18 protein-coding genes are annotated in these 20,217 nt (G+C 32.3%); all 18 read left to right on the plus strand.

Features of this window, described 5'->3' with window-relative positions:
* The first annotated feature begins 9 nt into the window (after positions 1–9).
* The 18 genes from NSQ61_RS19785 (at position 10) to NSQ61_RS19860 (ending at position 19,918) form a co-directional block, all read left to right on the plus strand.
* Positions 10–1,923, plus strand: a complete 1,914-nt coding sequence (locus NSQ61_RS19785) for a VirB4 family type IV secretion system protein (protein ID WP_340808253.1) — start codon at positions 10–12, stop codon at positions 1,921–1,923.
* A gap of 22 nt (positions 1,924–1,945) precedes the next feature.
* A complete protein-coding gene (locus NSQ61_RS19790) occupies positions 1,946–3,040 on the plus strand; it encodes a bifunctional lytic transglycosylase/C40 family peptidase (RefSeq protein ID WP_340808254.1) in 1,095 nt (364 codons plus the stop codon).
* An 83-nt stretch (positions 3,041–3,123) separates the two neighbouring features.
* Positions 3,124–3,738, plus strand: a complete 615-nt coding sequence (locus NSQ61_RS19795) for a hypothetical protein (protein WP_340808255.1) — start codon at positions 3,124–3,126, stop codon at positions 3,736–3,738.
* A gap of 34 nt (positions 3,739–3,772) precedes the next feature.
* Positions 3,773–4,036: a DUF5513 family protein gene (locus tag NSQ61_RS19800; RefSeq protein ID WP_340808256.1), complete on the plus strand. Its 264-nt coding sequence runs from the start codon at positions 3,773–3,775 to the stop codon at positions 4,034–4,036.
* Complete coding sequence (locus tag NSQ61_RS19805; RefSeq protein WP_340808258.1) at positions 4,033–4,863, plus strand: hypothetical protein; 831 nt, start codon at positions 4,033–4,035, stop codon at positions 4,861–4,863. Before NSQ61_RS19800 ends, NSQ61_RS19805 begins: the two co-directional genes overlap by 4 nt.
* A gap of 216 nt (positions 4,864–5,079) precedes the next feature.
* Positions 5,080–5,397, plus strand: a complete 318-nt coding sequence (locus tag NSQ61_RS19810) for a hypothetical protein (protein ID WP_340808259.1) — start codon at positions 5,080–5,082, stop codon at positions 5,395–5,397.
* Positions 5,394–5,810, plus strand: coding sequence for a hypothetical protein (locus NSQ61_RS19815; RefSeq protein WP_340808260.1), 417 nt, complete (start codon positions 5,394–5,396; stop codon positions 5,808–5,810). The genes NSQ61_RS19810 and NSQ61_RS19815 overlap by 4 nt, the downstream gene beginning before the upstream one ends.
* A 24-nt stretch (positions 5,811–5,834) precedes the next feature.
* Entirely contained in the window at positions 5,835–7,370 is a 1,536-nt protein-coding gene (mobP2, locus tag NSQ61_RS19820; protein WP_340808261.1) for a MobP2 family relaxase, read from the plus strand.
* A gap of 161 nt (positions 7,371–7,531) precedes the next feature.
* Positions 7,532–7,780 carry a DUF5511 family protein gene (locus tag NSQ61_RS19825; protein ID WP_340808263.1) on the plus strand — a complete coding sequence of 83 codons (249 nt, stop codon included), beginning with the start codon at positions 7,532–7,534 and terminating at the stop codon, positions 7,778–7,780.
* The gene (locus NSQ61_RS19830; RefSeq protein ID WP_340808264.1) at positions 7,761–8,246 is read left to right on the plus strand and encodes a hypothetical protein; all 486 of its coding nucleotides are present in this window, start codon (positions 7,761–7,763) and stop codon (positions 8,244–8,246) included. Before NSQ61_RS19825 ends, NSQ61_RS19830 begins: the two co-directional genes overlap by 20 nt.
* A gap of 1,044 nt (positions 8,247–9,290) precedes the next feature.
* On the plus strand, positions 9,291–9,581 hold the full coding sequence (locus NSQ61_RS20415) for a TnpV protein (protein WP_445659469.1): 291 nt from the start codon (positions 9,291–9,293) through the stop codon (positions 9,579–9,581).
* Positions 9,582–12,067: 2,486 nt separating this feature from the next.
* A complete protein-coding gene (locus NSQ61_RS20420; RefSeq protein ID WP_445659470.1) occupies positions 12,068–14,545 on the plus strand; it encodes a helicase-related protein in 2,478 nt (825 codons plus the stop codon).
* Between the two features lie 74 nt (positions 14,546–14,619).
* A complete protein-coding gene (locus tag NSQ61_RS19840) occupies positions 14,620–15,108 on the plus strand; it encodes a metal-dependent hydrolase (RefSeq protein WP_340808266.1) in 489 nt (162 codons plus the stop codon).
* Between the two features lie 95 nt (positions 15,109–15,203).
* Entirely contained in the window at positions 15,204–16,187 is a 984-nt protein-coding gene (locus NSQ61_RS19845; protein ID WP_340808268.1) for a DUF3991 domain-containing protein, read from the plus strand.
* A 64-nt stretch (positions 16,188–16,251) separates the two neighbouring features.
* The gene (locus NSQ61_RS19850; RefSeq protein WP_340808269.1) at positions 16,252–18,393 is read left to right on the plus strand and encodes a type IA DNA topoisomerase; all 2,142 of its coding nucleotides are present in this window, start codon (positions 16,252–16,254) and stop codon (positions 18,391–18,393) included.
* A gap of 101 nt (positions 18,394–18,494) precedes the next feature.
* Positions 18,495–18,668 (plus strand): hypothetical protein, encoded by a 174-nt coding sequence (locus NSQ61_RS19855; protein ID WP_340808270.1) that lies wholly within the window; start codon positions 18,495–18,497, stop codon positions 18,666–18,668.
* Between the two features lie 141 nt (positions 18,669–18,809).
* The gene (locus tag NSQ61_RS20425; RefSeq protein WP_445659471.1) at positions 18,810–19,211 is read left to right on the plus strand and encodes a lysostaphin resistance A-like protein; all 402 of its coding nucleotides are present in this window, start codon (positions 18,810–18,812) and stop codon (positions 19,209–19,211) included.
* Between the two features lie 50 nt (positions 19,212–19,261).
* Positions 19,262–19,918 carry a recombinase family protein gene (locus NSQ61_RS19860; RefSeq protein WP_340808271.1) on the plus strand — a complete coding sequence of 219 codons (657 nt, stop codon included), beginning with the start codon at positions 19,262–19,264 and terminating at the stop codon, positions 19,916–19,918.
* The last annotated feature ends 299 nt before the right edge of the window (positions 19,919–20,217 follow it).

The following is a 20,217-nucleotide window of genomic DNA, read 5'->3' on the forward strand; positions in this document are numbered from 1 at the left end:
TGATTCAGGATGAAATTAACAGAAAAAGATAAAATACGACTGAAAGAACAAGGATACGATTTAGAATTCATCCAAAAGATTCAACCAAAAGGTGGAATTAGGTTTGGAGAGAAATATGTGTTTACCGGAGACGGATATATAGGCTGCCTTCATATATATTCATTTGCTGAAGACGTTAGCGAACTTTGGTTGACAGCTATCATGAACAATGAAAACACTGTAGCTACATTTGATGTAGCAACGAGTAATAAAGAGGAAATTATTCGGGATATAAATCGATCGATTGGCGAACTCCGAGATCGTGCGGAGACTGCCAGAACAAGTGTAGAAAAACAAGATGCAACGTATGAACTGCACAATCTGCGAGAATTCGCTCATCAGATTACACAAGGCGGAGAAGTCGTAAAATTAGTGCATGCTAGAATTTATGTTTATGATTTTTCATTGGATGCGCTAGAAAAGCGCATTAGCGATCTTAGAAAAGAGCTGAATGGGCTGAATCATAAATCTTGTATCTTTCTTTTCCAAACGAAACAAGAATGGTTGTCACTATTCTCTAGCTATGATCAACAGAAAGTATATCAAATTGGACATTCTGCGGTGCTGCCTTCATCTTCTATAGGTGGAGGGATACCTTTTCATCATAAATCATTGAAGGATCCTCGAGGTATATATTTAGGACAAACTTCAACTGGCGGCGCATTTATTTTTGATCCTTTCTATTCGACTAATACTAGACGTAGCTTTAACGGCTTTGGACTTGGAATGATGGGTTCAGGTAAATCAACATTTATGAAGATGTTAGAAGAGGGCCTAGTAGCAAAAAATTGTTTTATTAGAGGTTTTGATAAAGCTAGAGAATATTATGATTTAGTTAAATATCAGGGGGGGAAAATTATTGATCTGAGTGGCGGCGAAGGTATGATAAATCCCTTGGAAATTTTTGCTACCAAAACGGATGTAAAAGGAGAAAAGGTTGATGAATATGGTTCATTCATGCAACATTTATCTAAAGTAGCTAATATGATTCGATTCTTAAATCCAAGAATTACAGAAATAGAAATCACGGAGTTTAAAAGTTTATTGAGAAATTTTTACATTGATTATGGATTATTAACTCCTGATTATCGCGAACATCCTGAAAAAGTAAAAGTAACTGGATTAAGGCCTACGGATTATCCAACTTTGAGTGATTTTAGCAAGTATCTTCATTCGGTGAAATATGCAAAACCTACCCCGCAAAGGGTTAGGACACTTGAAGTTATTCGAATAATGGTAGATGAAATGGTTAGTCAATACGGACCTTTATTTGATGGCCATTCTACTCTTGAAAATTTTGAAAACGAGCAAATTGTGTTTTTCGACATAGACGGAATATCTCAATTAGACAGAGAAGTGTTTAATTGTCAGCTATTCACAGCACTGACGATGAATTGGACACATGCGCTCAAAAATGGGAGGAAAATGAAACGCTTATTAGAGGAAGGAAAGCTTTCTCCTAAAGATTTGAACTATTTTATGGTCCTCGTTGATGAGTGCCATAATATTATTAATTCGAATAATCTTTTTGCTGTCGAATATGTGGTTTCTTTCCAAAGAGAAATGCGTAAATATAGTGCTGGTGTGTTTTTTGCTACTCAGTCGCCGAATGAAATTTTACCTGAGGGTGCATCTGATGCAAGTGTTTCCGTTGTTAAAACCGTGTTTGAATTATGCCAGTATAAAATATTTTTCAACTTGGATAATTCTGTGATGGGCAGAATGAAAGAAGTGTTAGGCGATTCTTTGACCGAAACAGAATACGCAATGCTGCCCGAATTAAAAATGGGGCAAGCAATTGTACAAACAAGTAGCACTGAATCTTATTTAGTGAATTTCGATCCAGAACACGAACAGTTGGCACGTTTTAAAGGGGGCCAATAATTAAAAAAAGGTTGTGATAATATTGGAAACGTTTGAAAGAATTACAGGTGCTGCAAATGTGTTTTTAAAGAGGAAAAAAAAAATCAAAATATTAATAGGATTGTTCAGTACTAAAACACTTCTTATAGTGTTTATTTTTTTTCTCTTAGTAATAGCAATTGGGATGTTCGCAGGTTCTTCAACAAACTCACCAAGTGGCCCGATTTCAAATCTTAATTTATCTGAGACAACCTTACAATGGATGGATAAAGTGAGTGCTGAAGCTAAAAATCAAGGGGTACCCGAATTAGTTCCTTATATTTTAGCTATTATTGAGGTTGAAACAAGAGGTGTTGGAAATGATATTATGCAATCTGGTGAAAGTTTAGGATTAGGAGCAGGTAGTTTGACTCCTGAGAAGAGCATTGAACAGGGGATTAAATATCTTAAAAATAGTATGATGTTGGGTAAATCTTTAGGTTTTACAGATGTTTGGGGGATAATACAAAGTTATAATTTTGGTACTAATTATGTTTATTATTTAGCAACGGAGGGAAAAATCCATTCAGTTGATATAGCAGAAAAATACTCTCGGGATGTTGTTGCACCGAGCTTAGGAAACTATACTGGTGAAACATATTCGTATGTAAATGCTGTGTCCCAATCATATGGAAAAACTTATTTATACCGGAATGGAGGAAACTTTTTCTATGCTGATCTAGTGAAACAATATGTAACTTCAGGTGTTGCTGTTGGAAATGAAACGTTTAAAACAATAATGGAAGAAGCCTCTAAATATATAGGTTGGGAATATGTGTGGGGGGGCTCAAACCCAAATGTAGGGTTTGACTGTTCTGGCCTAACACAGTGGACCTATTCAAAAGCAGGAATTACACTTCCTCGTACTGCAGCTGAACAATGGAAGGCAACTCAAGAAGTATCTATAGAAGATGCACAACCTGGCGATCTTATTTTCTTTAAAGGCACTTATGGCGGTCCTCAACATATTAGCCATGTTGGGATCTACATTAATGAAACAACTATGTTTGATTCAAATAATAGTGGTGTCGGTTATCACAATTGGTCTAGTGGTTATTGGATGGAACATTTTGATTCAATTCGTAGGGTGAAACAATAATAATATTCGGTTTTTATAAGAACTTGCAGCTGCAAGTTCTTATAAAATGTTCGGGATATTTAAAGAAAAAAGGGATGGTACGCATGACTAAATTTAATCTAATTTTATCAGGCTGTTTAACTGTTTCAATTATTTTAAATGGAGTTTTATTTTATAATTTGGCCACACAAGAAAGAGAAATTCAATCAAAATTTCAAGAGCAATATAAAGATGAAATTAACAAAAAAAATAAAATAATAACAGCTTTAAAAACAGAGAATATTAATCTAAAAAATAGTGAAAATGACAAAGAAAAAAACTCTGAATTAGAAGCCCAAAGAAAATTTAAAAGTGTGGCCAATCAATTTGTTAAATTTTATTTGGAATATTCAAATAAACAGCTGTCTGAAAGAAGAAATAATTTATTATCTTTGAGTTCAAAAGACGTAGTAGATAAAATTGCACCCGAAGTGAATGAAGAATCAGATAATAAAGTATTAAGCTCTGATCCAGTTTTTACATCTAAACTTAAAGAATCAAATATCTTTGTTAGTGAAACAAATAATATAACTAATAGTGTCAATGCTATTGCAGTTGTTACTTATTTTGCGAAAGGTTCAGAGGGTGAAACAGAAATTAGAGCGTTCATCTACATGAACCTTAAAAAAGAAAGTGATAATTCAATTAAAGTAACTGATTTTGAATATTATCCTATGTAATTTTGAATTTTTGAATTAGAAAGGAAAGATTAATATGATTACAACATTAGATTGTTTAAAAGCTAATTATAATTACTCACAAGATAATTGCTATTTAGTTTTTATACACCAAGTCAAACCACGGCATAAAGAAAAAATTAAAGCTGATTGGTTTGACTTTAATTATGGCGGAAAGGTCTTGTGGTTACTTGTAAGGGAATTGTCTGATGATGAGTTCATGAAACCTAAATATAGAAGAATTAAATTTAAAAACATAAAACCTGAAGTAGAAATTGTTCGAAAGGATAGTGTTTTATGAGAAAAAAGAAATTTTCATTTTCACATACACAAGCTTATCTTTTTACATTATCTTTTTTTGGTTTGTGTTTTTTTTCAGTTTTCATTTCACCAATATTTACTGGAAAATCATATTCTTTTGAAGATGCAACTTTAAATGAATATGATTTTTTAACTAATACTACGGAAATTGCTTTAGTCAAGAAAGAATATAACCCTGATCGACAACTTATGAGATTAGACTTTTCTTTAAGAGAAGCAACTGCAGATTCTAAATTGTCAAACATGGAATATGAAATAGAAAGTAAATATATTACTGATAGTAGTAAGAAACTTAAAACAAAAATAATTAGAGTAGATGATAATTATTTAGTTGTATTTGTGAAAAATATTCCGGAAGGATTCAGTGTTTTATCTACAACAATTTTTCCAAAATACATTCATCCAGAAATTGAAGTAAGTAATGATTTACAGGATAGAAGTTTTAAGATATATGTGAAAGAATCAGATAAGATTATAAATAATTCATTAGCCATTCAATCAAAAGATAAATATCAAAAGGAGTATATTTCTTTTGAACAAGATTTAGTTAGAAATGAAATACAAAAAAAGTTAAAAGAAATTAAAAATAGGGAAATTGCGATTAGTGATTTAAGTAAATCTATATCTAATCTTGAAACTGACATTAATTATCAGACGGAAAGTGAAAAGTTAGAAACAAACAACCAAATTAACTCACACAAAACGAAAATTAGTCAGTATGAGGATGAAATAGATACACTAAAAAATGAAGTAGAAGATTTAAAACAAAAAATATTGTTATTAGAGAAAAAGAAAGTTAACTTCTGAAAAAAGACATGTATCTAAAGAGTATCTAAAGAGATATTTGACTATATCTTTTGTATATCAAGAGTATATCGGTAGTATATCTGAAAAGAATAAAAATGACACCTTGGGAAGAGCTACGAAAACTCAACAGGCACAGCCTGTTTGCCATCCTTTTTTTAAAGGATGGCACCGAGTTTCCTTATGCTCTTTCCTTCTTTATGGGGGAGTGATTCGATAATGGATATAAAAGTCACCAATGTGGACGTTGCCTATGTCAAAGAGATTGATCGAAAAGCAGCAGAACTGTCCAAACGTTTAGGAAGAAAATTCAGCCGAAACGAATATATTAAGATGCTGATTCAGAATGATTGTGAATTAAGACTTCTCGAATTAAAGGAAGACAAATTTGATGAAGCTGTTAAAAACCTTATCGCTACGTTGAAACATCAAGAATCAACGTTACAAAATTTCATTGATAGTAACAATCGACTTTTTCATTTATTAGCAAGTGGAATTGATATTGAAGATATTGAAAATGAGGCTGATAAATTATGAAACCCAAATATTTAAAACATATAAGATTTTCACAGGTTCATATTGATATCTTAGAAGAACTAATAAAGAAAACACCAGGAATCAATAATTATGCAGAAGCAGTTAGATATGCTGTGCTTTTGCTAAAAGATAAGGAACATATTTCAGATATTACGAACGACTTTCAAAGAAAGATAAATGTAATGTCAAAAAATATTGATATGATGGTCGAAATGATTGCCGGGGGTTTTCATGCTCAAGGAGTCAAAGTGATCCCTAAAGCAGAAGATACTTATATATACATGGATGCACAAAAAAATATTGAAAACAAAATACAACGTGCGGTAACGATTCAATCTAATTTAAAAAAATCGAATTTTAATAAAGAACTATTAAATGAAAAAAATGAAAAAGAATCCAGAAACTTTTTTTAAAAAAATTAAGAAAGGGTGATAAAATTGGGCAGTCCTTCGATAATTTTAACTTCTCAGTTTACCACACCGGATGCAAAGAGTTTTAGTTCATATCTGAAATACATGACTCGAAAAAATGCTTTAAGTCAAAAGAATATTTCTAGAGAAAATGATGAGATCAAAAGGATTGAAACAGTGATTGAAAGATACGATATGAGAGGGAAAACTTTTTCATCATTAAACAATAAAGAAACGTTATCTGAAAAAGAGGTCGAAGCAAATTTCATATTAAATTCAAACAGTTTACTTTTTAATTCATCAGAAGTCGATTATGAAAAATATATAGCTTATATGAGTAGACAATATGCTTTAGAAAAGAAAAAAAACAAAACAGATGATGAATTGAAAGAACTTAAAGTTATTAAAGATAAAATTTCGGATTTTATTAAGGTCGAACAAGATATTACTGAACGTCCTGGATTTATTCCGGGCGTTTTTTCTATTGATAAGGAAAAAATGACAAGAGAGGATATAAAAAATGTTCATAAAATCATCCATAATGCACAACAAAACGGTTCGGTGTTTTATCAGGATGTCATATCATTTGATACCGAATTTCTTATAAAAGAAGGGATATATAATCCGGAAAATAATGAACTAGACGAACAGAGGATTCAACAAGCAAGTAGAAAAATGATGGAGAAAATGTTTAAGGATGAAGAAATAGAATCTGGATATTGGTTTGCCAGTATACACAGAAATACTGAGCATATTCACATTCATTTTGGAACAGTTGAAGCACGAAATACTAGACCACTAATTAAGGTCAAGGATGAGACAACAGGTATTGAATATTTGGCTCCTAAAGGGAAACGAAAGCAATCAACTCTTGATAATATGAAAAGTATCTTTGCAAATGCACTTGTTGACCGTACAGCAGAATTATCGAGGATTTCAGAATTGAGAAATACACTTGTTAGTGAGATTAAAAAATATTTTTCGCAAAACAGAGAAGACCTAGAGCAAACAAAGCTATTACAAGAAATTTATATGGAATTACCTTCTAACAAGAAATATTGGCAGTATGGTAGTCGGCACATGCCTGAAAAAACTAGAAGAAAAATTGATCTTATAACAAAATCCTTAATGAAAGATAACCCTGACTACCAGGAATATATCTCTTTAATTGAAAAAGAAAGTGTTTATAGAAAAGAGTTATTTGGAGAATCGCAGCGTAAAGAAAAAGATTATGCTCAAAACCAGATGAAAGACATCCAAAAAAGGTTAGGCAATTCATTGTTAAAGGAAATAAAAAAACATATCAATACTTTAGAAATGTATAGAAATAAGTATGAAAATAGAGAAACAAATGGTTTTCAAGAAAAGGATAAAAATTTCGGAAATAAAAATTCAAAACTTATAGAGAAAAAGCGTTATTATATTAAACCACTTTTAAATTCTAAAAATCTTTATCAAATTAAAAAGGCATTATTTTGTGACTACGAAAAATATCGTGCACAAAAGGATTATGAGTACCTTCAACAAAAAATTGCAATGGAACAAGAAAGAAATTCTCTCTAATGTTAAAAAAATACTAATGAGTGAGGTAGGTGTGTGTCGTGCCAGAAGAAGAGTTAGGTTGGGGTCCTTTGATTTTGATTATGGCAATTTATGGGTTAGTTGTACTTATTGTTGATACCTTCTTTGGGTGAGTATAAAAATCTTATGAAAGGGTGATAAAATTGGATAATTTGCTTAAAGATTATATTGAAGAATCTTTTGACTTATATATGATTGAGGAAATTAATGCTGAAGCAAATGAACTAACATTAGCAAATTATATTTTTGATAAAACTGTAACGCTGCGTGTTTCTGATGATGAAATTCGATTTTATTCTAAGGCTTTTGACGATGCTTTGTCGCATAATATGTTTTTGTTTGTAGAGTACGACGAAAAGAGAGGTGTTATCATTGGCCGACAAAAAATTTAATCGGAAACTTAGTGAGGAACGAATTGCTGAAATTAAAGAAATGTATGATTATGCAGAATTGATGTCAAGAGCAAGAGTAACAGCATATGTACCTAATAATGTACCAGATCGATATATAAATGAACCCATGATATATATACACGGAGTATCTCAAGAATTTGAACCATTTGGTGTAGGTAACAATCGTGATTTAGAACTGAATAAAAACAGTACTGTGACTTATACATTAGCCATACCAGAAGGGAAAAAGTTAATAACAACTTTTACTTGTACGTATGAAAATGATCAGTATGTTCAACCACTACACCATATTTTTGACAAACAACTAGTTGACAGAGAGACTTTCTTGAAACTTGAAAAAAGCTCAAATACTTTTCTGAAAGAAAAAAATAAAACTCTAGAGAAAAGACAAAAAAATATTGATGTTTTAAAAATGATGGTAAGAAGCAAAGATAAAGAGATTTAAGAAAGAAGGTGCATAATATGGGTAAGGTAAATAATATTCAACACCTATTATATGCAAAGGTAAATGAAATCGTTGAAACAGGAGACAATTGGATCAGTTTTCTTGATAGTGCTTGCTATACAAACAAATATTCATTTCAAAATCAGTTACTTATTTATGCACAAAGACCTACTGCTACTGCGGTGGCAAGTATGGATCTATGGAATAAGAGATTTCATCGATGGGTCAATAAGGGAGCAAAAGGGATACAAATTTTGGATCATTCTTCTTATCCTCCCAAAATACGATATGTTTTTGATATATCTGATACACATAAAACTAAGTACACTACTCAAGATGCCACAATATGGAAATTTAATAAAGATCAACATGAGACGGTATTGGCTGGGTTAGAAATTGACAGAGGGTTACCAAACACAAATTTGTCACTTGAAGATAGAGTGGCAAGATATGTTCAAAAAAGTGTAGATGTATCTAGTTTAGACGATAAGTTAACTTCTTCAAAGAAAGAACTATCTTCAGAAACAAAAAAAATGTTGCAGGAGTTAGAAATTCAGTCCATTACTTACATGATTTTGAAAAGAATGGGACTGAATCCTAGTCTTTATTATCAAAATAGGGATGTTTTTGATAATATTAAATACTTTTCTAACAAAAAAATTCCATTAGAGATATTAGGTGTATTAGTTGCTGAAACCATGAGTAATTACACCAACATTTCAACTAAGATTCAAGATAAGATTCAAGAATTTGAAAAACAGTCCCTAGAAAAAACAAATAAAAACTTGCGGGAAAATGTTGCCGCAAGTTATAATACAAGCACAGAAAAAGAACGGCTTAGAAGCGAAAATGAAGCCTCTAAAAGGCATATTAAAGAGAGGGGTAATGAAGAAAATGAAAAAAGTGACTCTGGGAGAAAAGGAATATTACGTGGAGAACGGGATATACACTCCAGTAGTGAAGGAATCGAGTTTCGAGAAAGAGGGCGGGACTTATCGCTTAGAGGGAGAGGGGGAATATCTAATTCCCAACTTGGAGTTAACAATGAACGAAAAGCCGATAGGGAAGTATGGCAGCTTAAGGAGAAAACATCTGATGGAAAACAACACGATTCTCTACGAGAGTCTATCGATTCAAGGTCAGCTTCATCAACATCTAGTCGACATCAACGAGCAAGCGAACAAGCGAATGGAAATAATGACGAAAAAGTTGATGGAACAATACGGAGTGACAGAGGAACTCAAAGCCGAAGATCAGATGAAATGGATCCAAGAAGTGAACAATATCCGGGGGATGGCAGAAGAAGTCATCTTACGGGAAATGATTTACGTATAGATGAAAAAGAAGAAGAACAATTGAGTTTATTCCCAGTAGCAGTGGAGGAAAATTCCACTGCTTTTTCTATTACGGAAAAAGAAATCAATAAAACAGCAGTGGAACAAAATGCCACTGCTGTTTCTATTTCTAAAAATTTTCACATTACCAATAATGAATTAGGTGCTGCAGGTCCTAAAACCAAATTTAATTGGAATATAGAAGCTATTAAGACTTTGAAGAAGATAGAAGCAGAAAATAGATTAGCCACTCCTGAAGAACAAGAAGTATTATCGCGTTATGTTGGATGGGGAGGGCTATCTTCGGCTTTTGATAGAGATAATGAAGCATGGGCAAATGAATATATTGAATTAAAGGAATTGTTAACTGATGCAGAATATGCAAGTGCTAGAGAATCTACTTTAAACTCGCATTATACTTCTCCGGTTATTATTAAAGCTATGTATCAGGCTCTTGAAAATATGGGATTTAAAAAAGGAAATATTTTGGAACCTTCTTGCGGGATTGGAAATTTCATGGGCCTTTTACCGGAAACTTTATCAGACAGTGTTTTTTATGGTGTTGAATTAGATGATTTATCCGGTCGGATCGCTAAACAGTTATATCAAAAAGCTAATATTACTATTGACGGATTTGAAAATACTGATTTTCCTGATTACTTCTTTGATGTTGCCATAGGTAATGTACCTTTTGGTCAATATCAAGTAGCTGATTCTCGTTATGATAAATATGGTTTTCTTATTCATGATTATTTCTTTGCCAAAACATTAGATAAAGTACGTCCTGGTGGTATTATTGCTCTCATTACCTCGAAAGGTACAATGGATAAAGAGAATGAAGAAGTACGCAAATATATTGCACAAAGAGCTGATTTAATAGGTGCAATTCGACTTCCTAATAACGCATTTAAGAACGCAGGAACAGAAGTTACCGCAGATATTATTTTCTTACAAAAAAGAGAGCACTTATCAGAGGATATACCTGACTGGGTACATGTTGGGACTACAGAAGATGGTATTCGTATGAATCGATATTTTATCGAACATCCCGAAATGGTTTTAGGCACTATGAAAATGAAAACTACACAGTACGGTCGTACAGAAAGTACATGTGAACCTTTTGAAAATATTAGTTTAGACGATCAATTAGAAAAGGCTATTTCAAATATTCGAGGTTCATATAAAGAGAATGAACATGAGATAGATGAACAAATAAGTGATGAAATTTCTGTTATACCTGCGTCTGTTCGAAATTTTAGTTATGCGATTGTTAATAATGATGTCTATTACAGGGAAAACTCTCAAATGATTAAACAAGATCTAAATCAAAATGAAAAAGAACGAGTAATAGGATTGATTAAATTAAGAGACACCGTTCGGGAACTTATTGAATATCAGACAAATGATTACGATGATTCTTATATTAAAAAATCACAAGAAAAGTTAAATCATCAATATGATGATTTTGTCGGAAAATTCGGAAGATTGAACGATAAAAAGAACATGAAAGCATTTGAAGGCGATTCTTCTTATGCTTTATTAGCTTCTCTTGAAGTTCTGGACTCTAATAATAACTTCAAGAGAAAAGCAGATATATTTACGAAAAGAACTATTAGGAAGCATATAATCCCAACGCATGTTGATACCGCAAGTGAGGCCTTAGCTTTGTCCCTAAGCGAGAAAGGGAAAGTAGATCTTAACTACATGTCACAGCTTACAAATATGGACCAAACGGAAATAATAAATGAGCTAAAAGGAGTTATTTTCCGTAATCCAGGAACAAATGACTTTGAAACAGCAGACGCTTATCTTAGTGGGAACATTAGGGAAAAACTGAAAGTAGCTTCTGAAAAGAAAAACGAATTAGAAAGAGTATTACGAAGCCTTCATTCTGAATACCCGGTTGACTATGCTGAAACAAAAAAAGTAGAGAAAGAGATTGAAGCATTAAATTATAACATTCAGTCTTTAGAAAAAGCTTTACCTAAAGAATTAGATGCAAGCGAAATTTTTGTGAAATTAGGCTCTACCTGGATTCCTCCTAAAGATATCGAAGATTTTATGTTCGAGGTCCTAAAAACACCTAATTATTCTAAATTTGATATGGGTGTTAGTTATTCCCCAATAACATCTAGTTGGTATATAAAAGGAAAGTCAAAAGATAAAGGTAATATCTTAGCAGAGAGTACATTTGGCACAACTCGAATGAACGCCTATAAGATATTAGAAGAAACATTAAATTTAAAAGACGTCCGTATTATGGATAAGGTTACTGATGAACATGGTAACGAAAAATATGTGATAAATCAGCGAGAGACTATGTTAGCACGGCAAAAACAAGATGCCCTCAAACAAGCTTTTACAGATTGGATATGGCGAGATCCAGAGAGACGTAATCGGCTTGTAAAATTATATAATGAGAAATTTAATTCAATCCGTCCACGTGAGTATGATGGGAGTCATCTTTCTTTCCCTGGAATGAATCCAATGATTAGTTTACGGGAACATCAAAGAAATGCTGTAGCACATATTCTGTATGGTGGAAATACTTTATTAGCGCATGTTGTAGGGGCAGGAAAAACTTATGAAATGATTGCTGCAGCAATGGAAAGCAAGAGGTTAGGATTGTGTCAAAAATCTTTATTTGTAGTGCCGAATCACCTTACAGAGCAATGGGGAGCTGAATTTTTACAGCTTTACCCATCGGCTAATATCTTAGTTGCGACAAAAAAAGATTTTGAACCTAAAAATCGGAAAAAGTTTTGTAGCCGTATTGCTACTGGTGATTATGATGCAGTTATCATTGGCCATAGTCAATTTGAAAAAATTCCAATGTCCATTGAGCATCAAAAAAAGGTACTTAATGAACAAATTGAGGACATTACAAATGGAATAGAACGTTTAAAAAGGGAAAATGGAGATAAATTTAGTATTAAAGAGTTGGAAAGAACAAAAAAGAGTCTTAATGCACGACTGGCTAAATTAAATGATCAAAGTCGTAAAGATGATGTGGTAACCTTCGAGGAATTAGGGATTGATCGTCTCTTTGTTGATGAAGCACATAGCTATAAAAATCTATTTTTATACACTAAAATGCGAAATGTTGCCGGAGTTGGGCAAACAGAAGCAAAAAAATCGACAGATATGTTCATGAAATGTCGCTATATGAGCGAAATAACAGGAGGAAAAGGGGTTGTTTTTGCAACCGGAACGCCGATTAGTAATAGTATGACTGAACTATATACTATGCAGCGCTATTTACAATACGATGTTTTAAAGAAACATGGGTTAGAAAATTTTGATGCTTGGGCAAGTACTTTTGGGGAAACTGAAACGGCGATTGAGCTGGCTCCGGAAGGTACAGGTTATCGCTTGAAGACACGTTTTTCTAAATTTTACAACCTTCCTGAGCTAATGAATATGTTCAAGGAAATAGCAGACATTAAAACTGCAGATATGTTAAATCTACCCGTACCGGAAGCCGAGTTTTCAACAATTGTTGCAAAACCATCTGAGTATCAACAGAGTATAGTTAAAAGTTTGGCTGAGCGTGCGGAATTAGTCAGGAATGGTTTAGTAAATCCTAGTGAAGACAACATGTTAAAGATTACGAATGATGGAAGAAAGCTTGCACTTGATCAACGACTCATTAATGAAAATCTACCGGATGATGAAAATAGTAAAGTCTCTGCCTGTGTGCAAAACGCTTTTGATATTTGGAAAGAAACTAAAGATAAACGTTCAACACAGATTATATTTTGTGATTTATCAACGCCTAAAGGAGATGGGGAATTTAATGTATATGATGATATTAAAAATAAATTAATTGAAAAAGGTGTACCATCTGATGAAATAGCTTTTATTCATGATGCTAAAAACGAAAAGCAAAAAGATGAACTCTTTGCAAAAGTCCGGACTGGGGAAATTCGTTTTCTCCTTGGTTCTACACAAAAAATGGGTGCCGGAACAAATGTTCAAGATAAGCTAATTGCTCTACACGATCTTGATTGTCCATGGAAGCCTTCAGATCTGGAACAAAGAATGGGTAGAATTGTAAGACAGGGAAATGAAAATAAAAAAGTGAAAATATTTCGGTATGTAACTGAAAATACATTTGACGCTTATTTATATCAGCTAGTGGAAAATAAACAAAAATTTATCTCTCAAATTATGACGAGTAAATCACCTGCAAGAAGTGCTCAAGATGTTGATGAAGCTGCCCTTTCTTATGCGGAGATCAAAGCACTTGCAACTGGAAATCCACTCATAAAAGAAAAAATGGACTTGGAAGTTCAAGTTACAAAGTTAAAAACCTTGAAATCTAGTTATTTAAGTCAAAAACATATGCTAGAGGATAAAGTTCTAAAAACATATCCTCAACAAATTAAACAACTTTCTGAAAAACTTAAAGGATTTGAGAAAGATCTCGATGTTCTTTCTAAAAATAGAGGAGATGATAACAAAAAGTTTTCAAGTATGGAAATAAACGGAAAAACCTACACTGATAAAGAAACCGCCGGAAAAGCTATCTTAGAAGCCTGTAAAAATATGGATGGTATTGGTCCTAAAGAAATAGGTTCTTACTGCGGTTTTAAAATGAATTTATCTTATGACGCTTTTTCAAGCGAATTTATTATTGAACTTAAAAATGCAGTTAGTCACCGTACAATTTTAGGTAAAGATGTCTACGGAAATATTACTCGTTTAGACAACACATTAGACACTATGCCTGAACGATACAAAAAAACAAAAGCAGATTTAAGTAACGTACAAGAACAGCTGGAAAATGCGAAACTAGAACTGACAAAACCTTTTCCTCAGGAAGAAGAACTAAAAGAAAAGGAAAAGCGCCTTACCGAATTAGAAGATTTATTAAATATAGAATCTCCAACAAAGAATAAGACAAATAACTTAAAAAAATTACAAGCGTTGAATCATTTTAAACAACTAGGTCTAGAACGATAAGAGTCTTTTAAAGGTGAGTCTTTAAATTAAGTCTCACCTTTTTTTATTTTTGAAATTAGAGTGGAGGGACAAAAATGAGACATAGAACTCATTTAGCTACAGCTATGAGCATTGGTTTACCTCTCATGGCTACTACCGACACGCTCAGTGCCGGTACAATAACAGCTTTGGCAATAGGAACGTTGCTCCCGGATATTGATGAAGAAGTTTCATGGATTGGTTGTAGGACCAGAAAAATATCAAACTTCTTAAGTACAATATTTGGCCATCGAGGTGTGACTCATTCGATGTTTTTTCTAGTTTTAGTTTTGATGACATTAGTGTTATTAGTGAGCTTCCTTAATTTTAGTGTTATGTTTACATTTTATTTTATTTTGGGATACCTGATCCATCTTGTGGCAGATGGATTCAGTAAGCCAGGTATCAAATTACTTTTACCTATGAGTGATAAGCAAATTCGTTTTGGAAATTTCTATTACATCAATGGCGGAAAAATTGAGAGCTTGATCTTTTTTGCTGCAATTTTCATCATTATTTTCGAATGTTCAATATTGTTTTGGTAAGGCATTCGAGAAAAGACTTTCGTTTATAGATTGCATTCGTTCTTTTGTTTTTTTGTCTTTTATGGTTTGGAAAAGATAAAGGGAGGAAATTTATTATGTATTCAAAAGAAACTATTGAAAAAGCCATGTCTATTGATATTATAGATTATTGTCTTACTAATGGGATTCCTATAAAACGCGATACTGATCGATACTATAGATTAGTAGATCATGATAGTTGTGTGATAGACAGAAAGAAAAATGCTTTTTTCTGGAATAGCCGAGGGGTAAGTGGCAATATTATTAATTTTATAAGGGAATTTGAAGGTTTATCATTTAAAAACTCCATTAAAAAATTATTAGAAGGGAATTATCAAGATAGCAAAAAAGTTACCTTTGTAGTTGAACCATTTGAATACTCTCCAGAAAAAGAAGTTCCGAATTTCGATAAGGCTAGAGAATATCTCATAAAAGAGAGAAAAATTGATGCTGCATTAGTAGACAAATTACATGAAGAAGGCTTGATTAAACAGGATAAATTCAATAATGTTCTTTTTATTTGGAAATATAAAGAAAACATTTTAGGATGTTTTGAACAAGGAACCATTCGGTCCGATAAATATAAACGTGGCACTTGGAAGAATATCCAAAAAAATTCTACACTTGGATTTGGATTTAATTTTCTGTTTGGCCAGCCTAAACATTTAAAATTTTTTGAATCGTCTATTGACGCACTTAGTTATGCTACCTTATATAAAAAAAATACTAAAGATACTTGGTTTATAAGTATGGAGGGACTTAAACATACAACTGTTTTTAATTATTTTGTTAAGGCAAAGGAAATATTAAAAGATGTTCCCGAAAGTATTTCTCTATGTGTAGATAATGATGCAGGTGGACTCAATTTTTTAGAAAAATTTAAATTCTTGGAAGTTAAGAGAAAGGATGGAACCACGTATAGTTTCCAACCGGAGATTCCAGATAAACCAAAAAACATCGAAAAAGAAAAAAGCTGGGATTGGAATGACCAATTAAAATATGTGGTAAAAATGAAGAAGCTACAAAGAGAAAAAGAGCTTAATTATATTTTAGAAAGGTAAAATGGATTCTTATTGATAACAAAAGAATCCATTTTATTTTTATTTTTTAAAGGAGGATAAACACATGAAAAAAACAGTCATCCTTGCAGAAAAACCTAGTCAAGCGAAAGCATATGCAGATGCATTCCAAAACACAAAAATGAAAGACGGTTACATCGAAGTGGTTGATAACCGTTTTTTTAATGATAAAGCTTTTATTACGTGGGGTATTGGACATTTAGTGGAATTAAAAGAGCCGCACGAATACAACTCGGATTGGAAAAAATGGTCTTTAGACCATTTGCCGATCATTCCAGAGCGATTTGAGTATCGCGTTAAACAATCTGTATCCAAACAATTTAATGTTGTGAAGAAACTATTTGTTGAAGCTGATATATTAATCAACGCTTGTGATATAGATCGGGAAGGATCCAATATTTTTTACTCCATTTATTACATGACCGGTGCAAAAAATAAGACAATAAAAAGGTTGTGGATCAACTCATTGGAAGTGGATGAAATCCGTAAAGGATTCAGCAACCTGAAAGATAATAAAAAAGACTTGCTCATGTATAATGAAGCGAGAACTCGTCAAATATCCGATTGGCTTGTAGGAATGAACGCAAGCAGACTTTACACCATGTTATTGAGAAATAAAGGCTTAAATACGGTTCTAAGTGTAGGTCGCTGTCAATCACCACTCGTTTACATGATTTATCAACGGCAAAAAGAAATCGAAAATTTTGTATCGAAGCCCTTCTTTGAACTAATTGGGCAATTTAAAGCACAAAACGGCACTTATGAAGGGAAAGCAAACATCAAAAAAGATACAATCGAGGAATTAACAGAATTTTTAAAAGAAAAACTCTTGTCTCTTGAATCCGAAATCGAAGGATCTATTCATAAAGTTGAGAAAAAGGAAAAACGGATAAAATCGCCTAAATTACACTCTTTGTCAACTCTACAAACAGTTGCCAACAAGAAATGGAAATACAGTCCTTCCAAAGTGTTAGAAACAATGCAATCGCTGTACGAAAAAAAAATGGTTACATACCCTCGTACAGACTGCAATTTCATTACAGAAAATGAATTTTCTTACTTAGTTAGCAAACTCGATGATTATAAAAAGATTCTGAATGTCGAATTTGAAGCGAATCCAAATAAACGCTACGTTGATGGATCGAAAGTTCAGGAACACTACGCAATTATTCCAACTAAAACGATACCTGATGAGAATGCCATCAGTTCATTATCAAACGAGGAAAGGAACATTTATTTTGAAATCGTCCGGAATACGTTAGCTATGTTTCATTCGGATTATCGTTATGTTGAAACACGGATTCTTACAGTAGTCAATGGAGTTGAGTTTGAAACTGTGGGGAAAATTGAACTTGATGAAGGTTGGAAATCGCTATTTTCAAATGAGCAAGTTATCGAAAAAGAAAGTGAGAATAGTGAAAATAACGAAATAAAAGCCCTTCCTAGCGTTTCTGATGGCGAAAAGGTATTATCTATCCTAAAAAGAAAAAAAGGGCATACAAGGCCTCCTAAGCCCTTTACAGAAGGTGGTTTAATTAATTTGATGAAAACTGCGGGAAAAATGGTAGACGACGAAGCTGACAGCGAAATCTTAAAAGAAGTTGAAGGAATCGGAACAGAAGCGACAAGGGCAGGGATCATCGAAGCTGTAAAAAATAGTGGCTATATCGAAGTGAAAAAGAACATCGTTTACGTGACGAAAAAAGGCGAAATTTTATGCGAAGCAATCGAAGGAACACTTCTTTCAAGCCCTTCAATGACAGCAAAATGGGAAAGTTATTTGCGAAAAATAGCAGAAAGCAACGGATCTACGGAAACATTTATCGCCAATATTAATAAATTTATAGTCGATTTGATTCAAAAAGCACCTGGAAAAATTAATTCGACAAAAGTTGAAAATGCAGTAAATGATGAAAAAAAGAGTCATAGCAAAGGTACTTGTCCTTGCTGCAAAAAAGGTGAAATGGTGGATCGAAAGACTTTTATCGGGTGCAGCGAGTATAAAAACGGCTGTAAATTCTCTATTAATCGTACTATTGCTGGCAAAAAGCTCACAGAAAAGAACATCAAGGATTTGCTAGAAAAAGGACGAACAACCAAAATTAAAGGTTTTAAGAGTAAATCAGGCAAAACATTTGAAGCTGCACTCGTAATTAAAGAGGGAAAAGTCTTCTTTGAATTTGAGTGATCATCTATCCGTGTATCTTTTGTGTACCTTTTACGTATGAAAAAAGCCAAAAAGAATTTTGGCGGCGATGAAGGAATTTGGAAAAACAGGAGTGATTAGGAATGAAAATCATGAAAATTGTAACGGTAGAATGTAGAAATTGTAAGAAAAATTTTTATGTAAACACAGATATAAATGACAAACCTGCATGTTGTCCTTTTTGTGGTGAAGATAATATTTATTTCACATATTCTTATATTGCCGAGCCAACATACGAGGAAGAACCAATTTTATAAAACGCATCCTTTAATTTTTGAAAATGATTAAGAAAAAAGGAAATACCATTGTGACAACAAATATAAGAGTGTATATTCTTATATTTGTTGTCTCTTTTCAAGGAGGATAATAAATTGTTCAATAAACTATATAAACCTTTTATGATCATAAAAGGGACTTTAATCATAATTATATTTAGTTTAGTATTTTCATATATAAGATGCCTTTTACAGTTAAACGTATCATCGACAGAAAACATTAACCAAGGTATTAATCATAATTATATAAAAATTATTTTACCATTACTTATATCTCCAATACTGGAAGAATTTATTTTTCGAAAATGGCTTCCTTTTGTATTTGAGGATGTCTTAGGAAAAAAAATAGCTATTTTTTTTTCAAATTTACTTTTTGCAATTCTGCACTTTGATATATTTTTTATTCCTTTCTTGGTGAATGGGTTAGTTTATTCTTATTTCTACGAAATCACTAAGGATATTAGAATAATTATCATTATACATATGTTTTATAACATGTTTGTTTTTTTATCAACGTTTGAATGAATATTATGTACTTGCGTCAAGATAACAAATATAGCAAAGGAGGTGAATATATGAGCGAATACAGGAAAGTTGGTTATATAAGGAATATTTCTACTCAAACAATAGAAGAACAGTTCGAAAGTTTAAAAAAACATAATGTTGATAAAATTATCACTGAAATAAAGGAAAAGTCCAATGAAAATCATTATCAAGATAATTTAAAAGAGTGTATAGAAACGTTAAATACCAATGACTTTTTAGTTGTTAACAGTATAGATGTTCTTGGGGATAATACAAATGATATTGTAGAGATCCTGCGTCAACTTGACATGAAAAATATAGGTCTTTTAATTTTAGAAATACCTATTGATGATATAAACATTGAGGATATTAATGTACAGAAAATATTCATCCGACAACTTATTTATATTTTGACATGGATAAATAACAGAGAAATTGAATATATCAGAGAAGGTATCAGAAAGAGACAAGCACTGGGCGTTTGTAAAGCAAAAGGTACAAAAGGTAGACCCAAAAAGTACTCTCAGTTTGCAGATGATCCAAACGATCGAAAAATATACTACAAGGTTCTCTCAATGCTTAATAATAATGTACCGATTAAGCAAATTGCTGAAACAACAGGCCTATCCAGAAATACAGTTTACAACATAAGAAATGAAATGATAAGTAATGAAATGAGGGAAGCTGAAAAGAATGATGATGGTTAATAAATACATTACATATAGTTATAAAAAAAATACATATAAAAGAGTAAGAAAAAAATAAGTTTTTCTTACTTTTTTTTAATTATTTTAAAAACATTATCCATCCTACAAGACTTAGTAAAACTATACCAGAAGCTATTTTTATTAGCCCATGGATTAAAGAAGAACTTAATTTTAAAATACATTTAAATACTGTGTACAGAATAACAATTCCTACAAATAATATTAAAAATAATGTCAACAATTGAAATAACATAAAATTCCTTCCTTCTTTCATTTTGTTTTGTCAGACAAATCAATAT

The sequence above is a fragment of the Aeribacillus sp. FSL K6-1121 genome, assembly GCF_038003725.1.
In the GTDB taxonomy this organism is placed as follows: domain Bacteria; phylum Bacillota; class Bacilli; order Bacillales; family Aeribacillaceae; genus Aeribacillus; species Aeribacillus composti.

Bases quoted from the DNA above. Each gene is read 5' to 3' on its own strand.
- NSQ61_RS19785 (WP_340808253.1), top strand. From the start codon at position 10: ATGAAATTAACAGAAAAAGATAAAATACGACTGAAAGAACAAGGATAC.
- NSQ61_RS19795 (WP_340808255.1), top strand. From the start codon at position 3,124: ATGACTAAATTTAATCTAATTTTATCAGGCTGTTTAACTGTTTCAATT.
- NSQ61_RS19800 (WP_340808256.1), top strand. From the start codon at position 3,773: ATGATTACAACATTAGATTGTTTAAAAGCTAATTATAATTACTCACAA.
- NSQ61_RS19805 (WP_340808258.1), top strand. From the start codon at position 4,033: ATGAGAAAAAAGAAATTTTCATTTTCACATACACAAGCTTATCTTTTT.
- NSQ61_RS19810 (WP_340808259.1), top strand. From the start codon at position 5,080: ATGGATATAAAAGTCACCAATGTGGACGTTGCCTATGTCAAAGAGATT.
- NSQ61_RS19815 (WP_340808260.1), top strand. From the start codon at position 5,394: ATGAAACCCAAATATTTAAAACATATAAGATTTTCACAGGTTCATATT.
- NSQ61_RS20415 (WP_445659469.1), top strand. From the start codon at position 9,291: ATGAACGAAAAGCCGATAGGGAAGTATGGCAGCTTAAGGAGAAAACAT.
- NSQ61_RS20420 (WP_445659470.1), top strand. From the start codon at position 12,068: ATGATTAGTTTACGGGAACATCAAAGAAATGCTGTAGCACATATTCTG.
- NSQ61_RS19840 (WP_340808266.1), top strand. From the start codon at position 14,620: ATGAGACATAGAACTCATTTAGCTACAGCTATGAGCATTGGTTTACCT.
- NSQ61_RS19845 (WP_340808268.1), top strand. From the start codon at position 15,204: ATGTATTCAAAAGAAACTATTGAAAAAGCCATGTCTATTGATATTATA.
- NSQ61_RS19850 (WP_340808269.1), top strand. From the start codon at position 16,252: ATGAAAAAAACAGTCATCCTTGCAGAAAAACCTAGTCAAGCGAAAGCA.
- NSQ61_RS19855 (WP_340808270.1), top strand. From the start codon at position 18,495: ATGAAAATCATGAAAATTGTAACGGTAGAATGTAGAAATTGTAAGAAA.
- NSQ61_RS20425 (WP_445659471.1), top strand. From the start codon at position 18,810: ATGATCATAAAAGGGACTTTAATCATAATTATATTTAGTTTAGTATTT.
- NSQ61_RS19860 (WP_340808271.1), top strand. From the start codon at position 19,262: ATGAGCGAATACAGGAAAGTTGGTTATATAAGGAATATTTCTACTCAA.